Origin of the sequence: Porphyromonas crevioricanis (genome assembly GCF_900167225.1) — a bacterium.
In the GTDB taxonomy this organism is placed as follows: domain Bacteria; phylum Bacteroidota; class Bacteroidia; order Bacteroidales; family Porphyromonadaceae; genus Porphyromonas; species Porphyromonas crevioricanis.
Map to the genome: position 1 here is coordinate 62,923 of NZ_FUXH01000008.1, position 15,682 is coordinate 78,604.

Annotated in this window: 8 protein-coding genes; 6 read left to right on the forward strand and 2 right to left on the reverse strand. The window is 45.9% G+C overall.

The genetic code is table 11. The features are described from left to right. Nucleotides 1-384: 384 nt before the first annotated feature. Nucleotides 385-2,034, reverse strand: coding sequence for a fumarate hydratase (locus tag B5D48_RS05690; RefSeq protein ID WP_042120077.1), 1,650 nt, complete (start codon nt 2,032-2,034; stop codon nt 385-387). Between the two features lie 184 nt (nt 2,035-2,218). Between B5D48_RS05690 and B5D48_RS05695 the strand changes: the two genes are divergently transcribed. From B5D48_RS05695 to B5D48_RS05725, 6 genes are all read left to right on the forward strand, one after another. Beyond that, nucleotides 2,219-5,254, forward strand: coding sequence for a leucine-rich repeat domain-containing protein (locus B5D48_RS05695; protein ID WP_158441702.1), 3,036 nt, complete (start codon nt 2,219-2,221; stop codon nt 5,252-5,254). 1,247 nt (nt 5,255-6,501) lie between these two features. Continuing rightward, nucleotides 6,502-7,662 (forward strand): fimbrial protein, encoded by a 1,161-nt coding sequence (locus B5D48_RS05705; protein WP_023935746.1) that lies wholly within the window; start codon nt 6,502-6,504, stop codon nt 7,660-7,662. Nucleotides 7,663-7,913: 251 nt separating this feature from the next. Continuing rightward, nucleotides 7,914-8,804, forward strand: coding sequence for a FimB/Mfa2 family fimbrial subunit (locus tag B5D48_RS05710; RefSeq protein WP_023935744.1), 891 nt, complete (start codon nt 7,914-7,916; stop codon nt 8,802-8,804). A gap of 30 nt (nt 8,805-8,834) precedes the next feature. Beyond that, nucleotides 8,835-10,181: a fimbrial protein gene (locus B5D48_RS05715; RefSeq protein ID WP_023935742.1), complete on the forward strand. Its 1,347-nt coding sequence runs from the start codon at nt 8,835-8,837 to the stop codon at nt 10,179-10,181. A gap of 27 nt (nt 10,182-10,208) precedes the next feature. Further along, nucleotides 10,209-12,161 carry a fimbrial tip adhesin FimD gene (gene fimD / locus B5D48_RS05720; protein ID WP_042120084.1) on the forward strand — a complete coding sequence of 651 codons (1,953 nt, stop codon included), beginning with the start codon at nt 10,209-10,211 and terminating at the stop codon, nt 12,159-12,161. Nucleotides 12,162-12,196: 35 nt separating this feature from the next. Then, the gene (locus B5D48_RS05725) at nt 12,197-13,792 is read left to right on the forward strand and encodes a hypothetical protein (protein ID WP_023935739.1); all 1,596 of its coding nucleotides are present in this window, start codon (nt 12,197-12,199) and stop codon (nt 13,790-13,792) included. Nucleotides 13,793-14,010: 218 nt separating this feature from the next. Here B5D48_RS05725 and B5D48_RS05730 read toward each other — a convergent pair whose 3' ends face one another. Then, a complete protein-coding gene (locus B5D48_RS05730; protein WP_036888517.1) occupies nt 14,011-15,588 on the reverse strand; it encodes a peptide chain release factor 3 in 1,578 nt (525 codons plus the stop codon). Nucleotides 15,589-15,682: the final 94 nt, after the last annotated feature.

Consider the following 15,682-nt stretch of genomic DNA (forward strand, 5'->3'; position numbering starts at 1 on the left):
CTGTGTATCTTTTAATAAAAACCTAAATCACACGAAGAGACCGTTGTACAGACTCTCCCAAACTACCCAAACAGCTTCTTGCCGGGCTTTGCAGGATGATGGCAATCGCAGGGCTTTGATGCTCTCGAGGTAAGGGAAGCACTTGGGTATGAGACCAAACCTGAACGTCAATGAACAGCACAGCGACTGCCGTATTACGCAATAACCTTGCAAAGAAAGGTAGAAGAATTAATCTGCGCATATACCTTCCGGCACCATTCTTCATCCATCGTTCCTGTTGTAACAAGCGAGACTCCTCCCTCTCTGTCCGAATAAAATACGGCCCAAAAGTAGGCCTCATCTACAGTATTTATAGAGACAAGAGAGGGTTGTGTCTGCCGATAGCTACCTTCCTATGGCACAATTGGCACAACGGCTCCGGATCTCAGCGAAAAAATCATTCCCTTTGTTATCCACAAGGATAAAGGCAGGAAAATCTTTTACCTCTATCTTCCAAATGGCCTCCATACCCAATTCGGGATATTCGAGGCATTCCACCTTTCGGATACTGTTTTCCGCCAAAACAGCTGCCGGACCGCCTATACTCCCCAAATAGAAGCCTCCGTACTTATGACAGGCATTTGTGACAACCTCAGATCGATTTCCCTTGGCTATCATAATCATCGAGCCTCCGTGAGACTGGAAAAGATCTACATAAGAGTCCATGCGCCCTGCTGTGGTCGGGCCAAAAGAGCCGGAAGGCATCCCCTTGGGAGTCTTGGCCGGACCAGCATAATAAATTGGGTGATTCTTGATGTAGTCCGGCAATCCTTCGCCTCGCTCTATACGCTCTCTCAGCTTGGCATGAGCAATATCTCGACCAACAATAATGGTACCACTGAGAGAAAGACGAGTAGACACAGGATAGCGATCCAGCTCGGCCAAAATTTCACTCATCGGCCTGTTGAGATCAATCTTCACTACCTGCCCTTCCATCCCCTGTCTATATTCCTCCGGGATAAGTGCTGCCGGGTTGGTCTCCAACTTCTCGATCCATATCCCCTCCCGATTGATTTTAGCCTTGATGTTACGGTCTGCCGAACAGCTCACTCCCATTCCCACGGGGCAACTGGCTCCATGCCTCGGCAAACGGATAATCCGAACATCATGAGCATAATATTTACCTCCAAACTGCGCTCCATAGCCAAGTTTAGCAGCTGCGGCCAACACTTTTTGCTCCAGCTCCACATCACGAAAAGCTCTCCCTAAGGCATTACCCTCGGTGGGAAGCTCATCATAATACTTGGCCGAAGCCAGCTTTACGGTTTTGAGGTTCGCTTCGGCAGAGGTGCCACCAATCACAAAGGCTATATGGTAAGGAGGACAGGCAGCCGTGCCAAGTGAGGCCATCTTTTCCACGAGGAAAGGGAGCAACCGATCCGGGTTAAGCAGGGCCTTTGTCTCCTGATAAAGGAAAGTCTTATTCGCCGATCCTCCTCCCTTGGCAATGCAAAGAAAATTATATTCCTCGCCATCCACTGCCATGAGATCTATCTGAGCAGGCAGGTTACAACCCGTATTGACCTCTCGGTACATATCAAGGGGAGCATTCTGCGAATAGCGCAAGTTATCTGTCGTATAAGTATCGTATATCCCATGCGAAATAGCAGCTTCATCTCCACCTCCGGTATAGACGTTCTGCCCCTTTTTGCCCAAGACAATAGCTGTACCCGTATCCTGACAAAACGGCAGTTGTCCCTTGGCAGAGACTTCTGCATTGCGCAACATAGTAAGAGCAACAAATTTATCGTTTTCACTGGCTTCGGGATCGGAAAGGATCGAAGCAACTTGTCTCTGATGCTCTTTCCTGAGAAAAAAAGAAACATCATGAAAGGCCTGACGTGCCAGCAAACGTAATCCTTCAGGATCCACACAGAGCATATCCTTCCCGGCAAAGGGGCGGACGGAGACATACTCGTTCGTCAGGAGATAATACTCGGTCTTGTCTGTAGCCATCTCAAATGGCTTTTGATATCGAAATTCTGGTGTAGGCATGATGACAATTAGAGAAATGATAATCGATTATAACTTCTCTCAAAGGTACATTTTTGTCTCTAATTTATAAGAGAGAAGGATAATGCATATTTCGGGATCAAGGAGCAACAGTCTCATTAAGGTTTGTACCTTCGTTGGCAGAGGGGTCCCGACCCCTCCTTTTCAAACAAGAAATAAAATGCAAATGAAAAGGATTTTCAAATGGGTAGTATTTGCAATTGTATTGCAGGCACTACCGCTATCGAATGTATTTGCCCAAAAGATAGAGAACGGCAAATTGATTTCCTGGGCAGACGCAAGTGGGAGTATTACAATTCCCGAGGATGTAACCGAGATTGCAGAAAACTGCTTCTACACACCGGGCGAACCCGATCCCGATGGCTGGGGAGACACCGATCCGATAAGCAACACAGCAATCACTTCGATAGACTTCAAGAACGTAGTCAAAATCGGAAAAAATGCATTCAAGGGATGTACTGGCATTGTGAGCATAATGGCTCCGAAAGTGACCGAAATTGCAGAAGAGGCTTTCGATGCCTGTTCTTCTTTGGAGGCTTTGGCCCTCCCTGCGATCACCAAACTGGAGAAACGAGCATTTGCCAACTGTTCGGCCATGACGAACGTATCTCTGGGCAAATCGCTTGCCAGCACTGGTGCAAATCCATTTACCAACTGCACAATGCTCAAAAACCTGCAAATAGAGGCCGGAGCCGAAGGTTTCTATACCTCCGAAAATGCACTGATCCGCAAAACGGACGGTGTATTAGTTGCAGTGGCGGGAGGTATTGAACAGCTGACTCTCGATGGGCGATGCAAAAAAGTTGGAGAGTCGGCCATGTTCGGCTGTTCTCGACTGACAAAAGTGACCCTGCCGGAGGCTACCGTCTTAGGAGACAAATCGCTCAACGGCTGCAGCTCGCTGGCAGAGCTGATAGTACCAAAGCTCGAAGAGGTAGAAAACAACAGCTTCATTACCATGAACGGTGTTGGCTCTTTGAGAGTAATGGACATACATCTGAGTCCCAATTTCAAGGGATTCAACGGAGCTTTCAATGACAAAGAAAGCACAACCCTGTATGTAGCTTCCGAAGAAGTGAAAACACGACTGAGCAAAGAACTCAGAAAAACAAAGATCATTGTCGGTGCTCCTTCGGTTATAACAAACGTAACTATTACTTACTCTTTCAACTCCGATGGAGGGAAAGTAGAGAGCTGGACAACCGGGGCTGTAGCTGTGGTGTCGGGACAGACCTTGCCCACCGGCTCAACGATTACTTTCAAGGCTATTCCTTTCTTCGACTACTATGTAGCAAGCTGGACTCTGAATGGCACGGATATCAGCTCGAGTGTAGAGAACAATATGTACGAGATCGCATCGGTAACAGAGGACATCAATCTAAATGTAACTTTCCGCAAGAAAGACGAAGGTTGCTATATCTTCTACCGTAGTTTGGCTCCCAGCCAGGGAACGATCTCCTGCTCCCGAGATGGGGGCATCAATGTCCCTTATGGAGAAAAGGTGCCGCTGAACAGCAATCTGAAGTTCACGGCTTCGCCCAGAAGAGGGTATCGCGTGACAGACTGGTCGAAAGAAGTCGGTGAAGGCTCTCAAATAAGCTATGAAGTAATATCGGGGCAAAATGGCAAAACAACCTATGAGTGCAAAGCCGAAGACGGGCTTGATATAGCGGTAAACTTCGACCGAATGACGGATCATTTCATCGTCAAATTCAGCTCCTTCAACACTGACAACGGCACCCTTACAGCGGCTCTGCAAGATGGCTCTTCATTCGAATCAGGAGATGCCCTCCCCAAAGGCAGTAAAATCATCTTTACAGCCCACCCTATCGGAGCAAACAAGGTTGAGGAATGGCAACTCAATTCAGAAACGGTAAGTGGACACAGAGAGCTTACCTATGTAGTAGAGAGTCTCTCCAGTGATATAGAGGTTAATGTACTGTGCAGCCAAAGTGGCGAACCGGATCCGGATGCTCCCGTGATCCAAAAAGGCCACCTGATCTCCTGGAACCCCGAGGGTGCCGCTATCTTGCCCGGCGAGGTGACCCACATAGACGCCAAGGCTTTCGAAGGGGCTAACAAAATGACCTCCTTGACGCTGAACAAGGATCTGAAGTATATAGGAGAACAAGCTTTCCTCTATGCCACAGCTCTACGGCAGTTCGAAGTACCGGCTGAGAATCCTCATTTCACAGCAGAAGACGGAGTTCTCTACAACAAAGAAAAGACTCTTCTGATAGCCTATCCGGCCGGACGAGAGGGAGATACCTACCAAATCATTGCCTCTGCACTTGGTATCATGCCAGGAGCTTTCGCGACCTGCCCCTTACTGAAAAATGTAACCGTGGCAATAGACAATACGGCTCTCAAATCGGTAGATGGAGCTCTCTATACACAAGATGGAGCTACTCTGCTCTTCTTCCCCACTCGTCCTATCGAGGGTGAAGAAGCTGCAATCAAATTGCCAGAAGGTCTGCAAACGATCGGTCGTCTCGCTCTGTCGTATCATCCGGCTGTGAAGGGGATAAAATTACCGGCATCTTTGCGTAAAATAGAAGCTCAAGCATTGGCATTCAACCCTGTTCTTGCTTCTGTAGGATACGAAGAGAATGTTAGTCCCGGATTGGAGTCTGTCGGAGATTCGGCTTTCTACTATGGACGTTCATTGCTTCTCTTCCCACACATTCCTACGCTCAAAAGCCTTGGAAAGGGGGTGTTCGGTATCTGCAACTTACTTGAAGAGATCCATATCCCCGATGGTTGCACAATCGGGAAAGGAGCATTTGAGAAATGCCAGAGTATCAAACGTGTCTTTGCCTATGACAGCAAGCCTGCCGACATTGAGGCCGATGCTTTCTCCGATATTGTTTTCTTAGACGAAGCCACCTTGCACGTAAAACCCGATGCCGTGGATGCATATTCCCAAGCAGATGGTTGGAAGATTTTTAAGCACATCAAAGGTAGCATCGACACCAGGATAGAGACCATTGAGCATAGCAACTATAGAATATACAAGGTATCCGATGGGTGGCTTGTAGAGGGGTTCGCTGCAGGTCTCAACTATACGACTTGTACAGTTAGTGGAGAGTTGCTCACACGATCTAAGACCCAACAAGGGCAGTTCTTCGTCCCCGCTCCCCATGCAGGGCTCGCGGTATTACTGCACATAGAAGGGCACTCTGTGATCAAGCTGATGCGCTAATCATAACATCTCTCCTGCAGAAGTCGGGCATCCTGTTTGCTATGGCAATAGGGTGCCCGACTTCTTTTTTGAGGAACTGTTTCAGAGACAAAAACCGACATGTTTTGTAAAATCCAATCTTGGCTCTAAACGAGAAAATTCGAGAGAAAAAGGCCCAAATCTCCGAGCTAATATCCTCCCTTTCGTACTCTCGAAATCCACTTCTCAAAATGCTCTATTCATCGGCATTCTGGGAGGGTCAAAATTCTCTCCTGTGAAAAAATTTATTCTCTCCTGCGTTAGCAAAATTTCTCTCAGGAGAGAATTTTCTTTCTCTCCCGTGTCATAAAAAAACGGCTCCCATAGGAAGCAAATAAGAGAGAAAAGACAAGGCCAAATGAGTCTCTTTTTGACCCTAAAAAGGCGACAAAAAGTTTACGTATAAATCACAAAACAAATACAAATTAATACGCCAATAAATAGAAAATTGTATCAACCCAGTTGTGACTATTGCATGTATTGCGTGGAAGCAACTACACCTTATTATAATATATAGGAAACAGTAGGTACGAGGAATATTGTATAACCTAATCTACCCTACCGAGCCCACCTCGGCCGGGTTCTTGTTCTACTGACGGGTAATACATACGCCGAGGCATTTTCTTTTTCATCAAATACCTTTTTTCAATGCTATTTTTACACCACTCTCTTCTATTTATCGTATGGAATATTACTCTTTGTTATCTACCCTCACTTCTTAACATCCTTTGTATTAACAACTTGCATTCGAAAGTAAATATATGAGGCAAAAAAACAAAAAAGGGCTTGGAATATATACCAAATATCTCTACATTTGCAGTAGTATTCCGTATGAGAGAAGGAGATTGAAGGGATAAACGAGTGAGTGATCGCATCTCCGAGAGAGAGTATCGGAATACGTAAAAACCAAACACAAGTGTGCAGACACCTTCTTTACTGCAGGAGGTGACGTGGGGTTGGTAAAAGGTTTCAATTGTGCATTTTCGATCCTTATTGGATAAAGAGAAGGCAGGGTTGGTGACATTGCACCCCAACAGATAGAAACAAGGAAATAAGGAAATCAAAAAAGGGAAAGGCCTCGTTTTGCGAGGTCACATTTTCGGTACAGAGAAAATAACAACGGAGAAACATTGAAAGGGTGTCCGAAAGGACTGACATCGCACGGGAGGTATTTGTAAAAGAAAAAGAGAATATAACTAACTAATTGTTCAACTAAAAACAAAAAGAAGATGAAAACAACAAAGTTTTTCTTGAGTGGATTGGCCGCTTTGGCGTTGTTGGCTTGTAACAAAAATGAGACTTTCAACGGTCTTGCGGATGCAAAAGATGCTTCAGTAAGTGTAACAATTCAGGCTACTCCGGCCATGCGCGCAGTAGCAGAAGATCCGGCGAATGAGCAAAAAATTTCTGACGCCACAGTGCTCGTGTACAATGCAGCCGGAATCCAGGAAGCCTGCAAAGCGGCTCAGCTCGTGGGGGCAGAATGGAAAGCAGAAGACATCAAGTGTACTACAGGAGAGCACACCATCCTCGTGGTTGCCAACAAGGGGACACTTGCCTTTGAAGACCTCACCTTGGAGGAAGCTAAGGATCTGACATGCAATCTGGAAGGAGGAATTCCGTCTGCAACTGCAGACCATTTGATGATGACAGCAGAGGTTAAAAAGGTTTTGAAAGAGGGAAACGATCCTGAGAATGATGTTGAGGCTAATCTGGCCCACGTACATGCTGCAGTGAAAGTAAAAAAGGTGGATACAGAATTCTCTGATGCTTTCAAGAAGAAATTCTCTGTAGAACTAAGTACCGTAATGGCTCTTGTAGCAAAGAAAGAGTCCAAAATCTTTGGGGAAGATCTGACTTTGGCAACTGCTGGATTTTACTTCGGCGAAAATGTTCCTGCGGGTACCTATACTCCTGCCACATACGAGGTAAAGGACTTCCTTACAATGGTTTTTTCAATGCCTTATGGTGTAAATGAGGCTACTGATGAATTGCTGAAAAAAGCGGGTTTCTATCTGCTGTCAAACAAAGAAGAGGATGTTAAATATCCTACTATCCTTTGTTTCAAGGGCACCTTAAAAAATGCACAGGGAAATAAACTGAGTGCGGAAGAAGCTAAAATCGCTGCAGAAATGAAGTGGATTGTTTCAGAAACAGATCACACAACATTCTATCCTGTTATAATCAACAGAGAGCTTGGCAAGACGACCAAGATCGAAGGGAACAGCGAGAAAAAGGGAGTTGAACGCAACCACAAGTACTTCATGGAAGTAGATATCAATGGTCCCGGTACAAACACTCCAGAAAACCCTGTAGCTAAAGATGCTAATCTGAGTGTTACATGTAAGGTTCAGGCTTGGAACGAAGTGACTCAGAAAGTCGTTTGGTAATCTCTTACCGAAGCCTATCCAAGGGAACTATCTATGAATTAAGAGAATAGGAATCACCCTTGGAGAACTGGCGGAGCTATTTAGAATGTAATCTCAAGAGGGGAAAGAGGGAGGATCTCCTCCCTCCCCCTCTCTACTAACCTGAGTAGGAAACGCAGGCCTCGGATTATGACTAAGACTCAATAACAGGCCATTGCAAACTACCGAACCAAATTCACGTATTCGTTATGACAGACGCAAAGAAATTAATCATGCCGATATTGTTTTTTCTGATATCGGGATGCTTTATTGGTTGTTGTATTGAGGAGGACCTCTCGGATTGTCCTCGACCTTTCCAGTTATATATCAGAGCTCTTGATATTGACGAGAGGGATATTACCGAATCCGGGGACGTGCAGCGTGTCGTCTTGTTTGTCTTTGACGAGTCCGGAAAACTCGTAGAACGTATCGAGCGTTCCGGCGAAGAAATAGCTGCACGCACCCCTGTATATATCCGATATTTTGGTCCCAAGAAATTGACTTTTGTCGCATGGGCAAACCCGAATGACCGTATGTGGTCGCAAACAAACGATGTCAAGAGCATCGCAGACATATCTTTCCAACTCGCATCCGAAGGGGGCATGGCAGAGACTGCTCCGGATCTTCTCTCCGGATCGCTGGAGACAGAGGTGGAGTATGGAGATGTAGAAGAAACAGAGGGAAAAACACTGGATATTCGCAGGCGCACAGCTCAAGTACATGTGCTTATACGTGGCTACGAAAGATGGCTGGCAGGCAAAACGACTGCACCGGATCCGGCCACCACAGGACCTGTGATTGGGGAAACACCGGATACCTACAAGCTAGTATCGGACTTGATGGGAAAACTTGTCAAGTATAAGCTCCCGGGAAATGTGGACAGCAATGGAAACTTTGAAACACCCATAGTGGGAATTTACCCCACGGCAGAAAACAAATTGCTCAATCTGGATCTCATGGTAAATGGGAACAAGGAGCGCACATTCTCAAAAGGTTCGGACGGGAAAGAATTTCTCCCCGAAGTAGGTCGATTGCTGAACATCATCATTGACCTGAGAGCTAATATAAGCGTGGAGGTAGTTGTTACTCCATGGAATGAAGTATACCAATTTGTTGAATACTAAATTATTAAGGAGGAACACCTCTTATACGCTATGATCAAGAATACATTCACATACAGCATTTCTGCTCTGATCCTGCTTCTGGGATTTTTGTGGATCGGAGTTGCGTGCAACAAGGAAGCGTCTATCGGAGGCAGTGACAAAGAAGGAAATCTCTCTCTCCGTATTTCCGGGATAGAGTTGAGAGACGGAGGAGGACTCTTTGCCGATGATGCTCGCATCACAAGTCTGAGGATTATGGTCTTCAGTCCTGCAGGACTTGATGTCCAAAAGCATTTCAAAGCGGCTGAGCTGAGCGAAACTATGACGATCAAAGCCCATGTGGGCAGCGATCGCACTATTTACGTGATAGCGAACGAACCCGCAGCTATCACACCACAGTTGGATGATGTCCTCTTCTATTCCGATTTGAATGCAATTCAACCCATAGAGACAGCACAAACACAAGAGATTCCTCTCTTGATGACGGGCAAGCAAACTGGAGTAACAATTGCCGAGGACAATTCTTCCTCGATAAGTGTAACTCTTCAACGTGTTGTGGCTAAGATCTCCCTTGAAATCAAGAAAGAAACCAACAGCAACACAGACGAAGTAGCAATCACCTCATTGGCAATACAGCGCAACGCCAAGACGGGGACGCTCTTCGCTGCGAGTCCATTGGGAGCCTATGATCCTGCTTTAGGGCTTTGGAATTGGGAGAAAAACTACAATGGCACACATCTTTCTCTCACGGGAGAGTTTCAAAGTGTGATGGACAACGGCTGCATATACGTGTACGAAAACCCCGGGATCATTGTAGCAGATACAACCGATAGAGCTTCCAGACTGGAAGTAAAAGCTCTCTTTAACGGTATCCCGACCACTTATAGAGCCTATATCAACGACGAGACAACCTCGGCAGATCACCACTATTCCATCCTGCGCAACCATCACTACAAAGTTTCTGCCACAATAAGCAAGTTGGGAGAAACCAATGTGTTACTGCTAAGTACGAAGGTGTTGCCGTGGAATGTGGAGGATGTAAATTTCGACTTTGTAAAGCCCTACCTTGTGTCGATAGATCCGGAGAGTGCACTCACAGAAGAGCAAGAAGTGTCGCAAAGCTCACCTCTGGTACTTAGAGTCAAGATCAAGGCTGCCACTCATTCTCGCTGGAAGGCAACGCTCTCCAACGGTTTGGACTTCGGCTTCAAAGAAGAGGGAGACTTCGTCTCAGAAGGAGATGCCGATGGAGAAACCGAATATTCCCTTAAGATCCTTCCACTCAAAGCCCCCGGTGGCGGAGTACGCAGAACAACCTTGTCATTCGCAGTAGGAGGCAACAAAGTGCTTAACGGTGCACATACAAACCCGGCGAGCATCTCTATCATCCAGAGGTAACTATATATAAAGATGAAGATTTTAGATATGAAGACAAGATTCGCATTCTCTTACTTACTTGTGCTAGCATTCCTAATGATTTGGCAGGGATGTAATCAGGAAGAGCTGGTAAGGAAGGGACAAGAAAATATAGAGACTCTCAGCCTGCAAATTCGGATCGGAGAGAACAACGTTGTCAGAGCCGGTACGGAGCCGGGAGATGATGCTCTAAATGAGAATAAAGTATCCTCCCTCCAGCTCGCTGTCTACGACAATGCAACCCACCAGCTCGTATGGGATGTCAACTGTACTTCTCTGTTCAATGCAGAGCAAAGCCGCTACATGATACCCGTACCACAGGATGTACAAAGCAAGTTCGACGGAAGTAAGACTTTCAACATCCATTTGTTAGTCAATATCGAACCGGCTTCCATTCCTGAGAGTGAGAATGATCTGAAACATCTCCTCGTAGAGAAAAGCATAGAGGCAAACATCCTGAACGATTTCGTAATGTATGGCTCAACGGCCAAGAACATTGATATGTCTACCCTCGAAGGGAAAGTACTCGGAGAAGTGCAGGTAAAAAGGCTGGCCTCCAAGCTGCGTGTAAATCTCACCTCAATCGGGGTGGACGGATATGATCTGGTAGACGGTTCTCTTGAAGCGAAGGCTCACAATATCGTTACTAAGGCTTATCTTGATGCCGAAGAGGTACCTAACACAGCAGAGTACAAGGATAGTGAATACCGCCCATTAGCAGTAGGAAGGAAACCGCACTACTATTCTTACTTCTCCTCTTGGGACAACGATAATTCCCTGAAGCCGGAGGTAAAGATTCACGCCCGATTCAAAAAACAAAACAACCCGAGTGAAGAGGTAGACAGTTACTACACTATCCCCATCGATGCTTCGGACAAAAAGCTCAAAAGCAACTGTATCTACGAAATCAACACCAAGATAGAGGTACTGGGTGGTAGCGCAGAAGAAGAGCCGGTATCCATACATGGAGAACTATCAGTAAAGGAGTGGGAGAAAAACGAGGATGAGTTTGGATTGCCGGCTACTGAATATCTGCTGGTTGCTGAGCACAATGTGACGATGAGTAAGATCGAGACGTACGAAGTCTCCTATGTCACATCCAAAATACCCATAACAGCGGTAATCCAAGATCCTCACTATTCCTTCGTGGATAAAAATGGAGTAGAGCACCATGATCCAATCCCTCCCGAAAATGAGATGTATCCGGAAGTATCATTCGATGGGAGTAAGATTAAAATCAAGAGTAAACTACCGAAGAACAATGTCCCCAAAAAATTTGAGGTGCATGTATTCAATGGAGTCCCCGGTTTGATGGAAAAGATTGTGGTAATACAATTCCCGGCCGAGTATATCCTCTTCACCTGGGGTGAAAAATCAAGTTGGAGGCCCGATGGTACTTTGGCACCCAACTTGAACAACAAGGCCATATACCACATTGTGTCGCTCATCCCCTCTGGAGAGATGATACTCGGATTTCCACCAGTGGAAACCAAAACTTTCTATAAGAAAAAGGGGCTAATCTCTCCCACCTATGATCCAAAACATACAGATCCACACATAACTCTTTCTGACGAAGCTACAAAGAAAATGATTTCTCCCTCCTTTGAGTTGGCCTCCCAACTGGGAGCCACCGTTCGTATGAAGTATAAGGAAACTCATGACAACGGGTATTTGGTATATTACGACTCCCCACAAAATTCTTACGCCTTACACGTTTGTGCTTCCTACACAGAGACACGAGGAGGGAAGGTTCTTGACGATTGGCGTTTACCAACGGATGCAGAAATCCAATTGGTCGATAAACTACAAAACACTCCTCAAGGAGCTGTACAATCCATCATGACTGGCAGGTATTATTGGAACGCTTCCGGAACAACCACGAAAATAAGGAATGGGACTGGTAATGCTACAACTCATCAAGCTCACGTACGTTGTGTGAGAGACGTGAAAGAGAATATGTAATACAGCCCCCCTCTAAAGACAAAGGAATATTTGCTATGAAAAAGTTTATATACATGCTTCTCCTACCGCTCATTTGGGTAGGATGTTCGTCCGAAGAAAGAGAGTCTTTCGGGCCGGAGGATGATGCCAGGGTTTCCTTTACGGTAGATATGCCGGAGTTCAGCACCATGCGTGCAGTGGACGAAAACACTATCAATACACTGGAGCTGTGGGTATTCAATGAAAATGGGTTATTCCTCCAGCGGTCAGTTGCCCAAAAAGAAGCAACGACCAATCGCTTCACTGTGAATATCAATCGCTCGGACAAAAGCAGGAGCATACACTTCATTGCCAACTACACGCTTACCAACCCCGAGAATTGGATTGGAAAGGATGAAAAGGAGATGCTACCAGCCTTGAATGTGCAAGGAGAAGAAATTCGCATGTGGGCACACAAAACATATCCGGCCGTTACGGCAGGTCAAGACTTGGGTACGATAGCTTTGTTAAGAAATAAGGTTAAGTTCGAGCTCGTAGTCAATACTCCGAAGCTTGCTGGTGCAACATTTGCTCTGTATCAAACGTGGGACAAAGGCACTTTGTCTCCCTTCGATCCCCACACAGGCGAATTTACGGAAGGGACAGTCACAGAGCCCGCAGGTGTGGCGTTTACCGAGAGCTCATTTGTCAGTCCCGGCACTCCTCTCTATGGTTATGAAAGAAAGAATGCCAGCCCGGCCAATCGAAAAATATCCTGCCTGATTGTAAAGGCAAGATACAACGGAAGCGGACAGGATTCGTATTACAAGATTGACTTTGTGCGCTCGGCAGACAAGAAACGCTATGACCTAATACGCAACCATCTCTACAAGGTTAAGATCAACGAAGTGTGGACGGAGGGCTACAATACACTGGAGGGAGCTCTCAACGGAGCTGCAGCCAACAATATCAGTCTCTCCGAGGAAGTACAACTCTACCCATCTTTCTCCGATGGCAAAGGACGGTTGGAAGCCGAAAAGACAGAATTCCTGTTCACCAATGGCGAAGCCAATGCCTCTTTCCAAGTGGACTACTATCCCGACCAAAATAGCAATGTGAAAGCTAATGATCGCATCGTGGTGAATCACTCCGGGAATGCGATAAGCAATGCTCAAGTAGATGCCATGGGCAAAGTGACAATGCAGCTCAATACACCCGGTTTCGAAGCTCTCAAATCAGAATTGGTAATCTCTGTAAATGACAATCCGGAATTGAAGCGTCTGGTGAAGATCCATGTCAGAAAAAAATTCGACTATAGAGAGTTTTCTGCCAACAGCACTCAAGCAGTCAATCACCGTGTAAATGTCAATGTTCAGGCAGGACAGGGAGAATCGCTCAAGGTAGATATCAAGTTTCCGGTAGAGTTCCATCAGGCCTATCTGCCCATACGCATTCGGTTCTATACAGAGAATTTCTATCCCTCCAAGCCTGAAGGATTGATTTTCGGAATAGAAGGAGGCAAGGTCTTCTACGAATGTCTCTTTACTCATATGCCTGATTCTCAAAGTTTCTCCAGAAGTTTCAAATCCAACAAAGTGGCTTCTGCCGAGACCATCTCAGTGAAGAATCTGGATGGCTACTTCAGTGATTATGAAATAGTCGTAAATAACTAAAACCGCTCCAATCCTCAGAGGGGGCAGATGGCTCCCCTTGAGGATGTGACAGCAATTTCCTGACTGGGTAAATCCATATTCCTGGGTAGGGAAAAAGAAAGCCCTTCACAATCTCAAAATGATTGCGAAGGGCTTTCCCTTTAAGCATATTCTCGGAAGGGTCTCTTGCTATCTGCGGCTGGAGCAACAGTTTTCTAAAAGGAGTTGGATCTATATTTTCAGAACTCCGATGTAAAGTGGAAGCGTATATCAGGGAAATCCTGTCGGGCCATCTGCAAGACATAGGCAGAGTCTGCCAAGAAGACATCCCTACCCTCAATGTCGTATGCCATATATTGTACCTTGCGCTTCTTGAATTGTTCCAAAGCCTGAGGCTTATCACTCTCTATCCAACAAGCCTTATATAGGCTAAGCGGCTGCCACTTGCAACTGGCACCATATTCGTGCAACAATCGGTATTGTATGACTTCAAATTGCAATTGCCCTACCGTACCAATGATTTTTCGACCATTGAACTGGTTTGTAAACAACTGAGCTACCCCTTCGCCCATCAGCTGATCAATCCCCTTTTGCAATTGTTTCTGCTTCATGGGATCATCATTCTCTATATACTTAAATAATTCGGGTGAAAAACTCGGCAAACCTCGGAAGTGCAGATTTTCACCGGATGTGAGAGTATCGCCAATCTTGAAATTTCCCGTATCGGGCAGGCCTACAATGTCTCCAGCATAAGCCTCATCCAAAATCTCTTTTTTCTGTGCCATAAACGCCGTGGGGCTGCTAAAACGCAATTGCTTGTCCAGACGCATGTGCTTGTAATAGCTATTGCGTTCGAAGCGACCAGAGCAAACCTTCACGAAAGCTATACAAGAGCGATGATTGGGATCCATATTGGCGTGTATCTTGAAAACAAAGCCGGAGAAGTCTTTCTCAGTAGGCTCCACGGTCCGCTCCAAAGCCTGAACGGGACGTGGAGCAGGAGCTATTTCAATAAAGCAATCCAGCAACTCTTTGACACCAAAGTTATTGAGGGCAGATCCAAAAAAAACAGGAGCCAACTCTCCAGCCAAATAAGACTCAAGATCAAACTCCGGATAAACGCCACTCAAAAGCTCCAAATCCTCCCTAAGCTTTTGTCCCAGAGCTGGAGATATTTGCTTATCCAGTTCTGGATCTTCGAGGGAATCAAAAGTGATACGTTCGGTAACAAGTTGCTTATCCGGTCTAAATAAATTCAGCTCCGAACGGTACATATTATAAACCCCTTTGAAGGTTTTTCCAATGCCAATCGGCCAGGAGAGTGGACGAACCGCTATTTGCAATTCTTCCTCCAATTCATCCAGCAAATCGAAAGCATCCTGCCCCTCTCTATCCAATTTATTTACAAAGATCATCACAGGAGTCTTACGCATACGGCAAACTTCCATAAGGCGACGAGTCTGTACCTCTACCCCCTTGGCACAGTCTACCACAATAATCACCGAATCTACAGCAGTAAGGGTACGGAAAGTATCTTCGGCAAAATCCTGGTGACCGGGAGTATCCAAGATATTGATCTTGTGATCGGCATAGTTAAAACCCATCACTGAGGTAGCCACCGATATACCACGCTGTTTCTCTATCTCCATCCAGTCACTGGTAGCCGTCTTTTTTATTTTGTTGCTTTTGACGGCTCCAGCCACATGTATGGCCCCTCCAAAGAGCAACAATTTCTCTGTAAGAGTTGTCTTACCTGCGTCAGGGTGACTGATAATTGCAAAAGTGCGTCGTCTGGCTATCTCGTCTGTAAATCCCATATTCTTTTTTCGTTGTATCGGTTTGTCGGGCACAAAAGCCCTCACAATAGAACCCTGTGTAGGCAAAAGCCACACGACAGAGGGCTCAACAAGC

Bases quoted from the DNA above. Each gene is read 5' to 3' on its own strand.
- B5D48_RS05690 (WP_042120077.1), bottom strand. From the start codon at position 2,034: ATGCCTACACCAGAATTTCGATATCAAAAGCCATTTGAGATGGCTACA.
- B5D48_RS05695 (WP_158441702.1), top strand. From the start codon at position 2,219: ATGAAAAGGATTTTCAAATGGGTAGTATTTGCAATTGTATTGCAGGCA.
- B5D48_RS05705 (WP_023935746.1), top strand. From the start codon at position 6,502: ATGAAAACAACAAAGTTTTTCTTGAGTGGATTGGCCGCTTTGGCGTTG.
- B5D48_RS05710 (WP_023935744.1), top strand. From the start codon at position 7,914: ATGCCGATATTGTTTTTTCTGATATCGGGATGCTTTATTGGTTGTTGT.
- B5D48_RS05715 (WP_023935742.1), top strand. From the start codon at position 8,835: ATGATCAAGAATACATTCACATACAGCATTTCTGCTCTGATCCTGCTT.
- fimD (WP_042120084.1), top strand. From the start codon at position 10,209: ATGAAGACAAGATTCGCATTCTCTTACTTACTTGTGCTAGCATTCCTA.
- B5D48_RS05725 (WP_023935739.1), top strand. From the start codon at position 12,197: ATGAAAAAGTTTATATACATGCTTCTCCTACCGCTCATTTGGGTAGGA.
- B5D48_RS05730 (WP_036888517.1), bottom strand. From the start codon at position 15,588: ATGGGATTTACAGACGAGATAGCCAGACGACGCACTTTTGCAATTATC.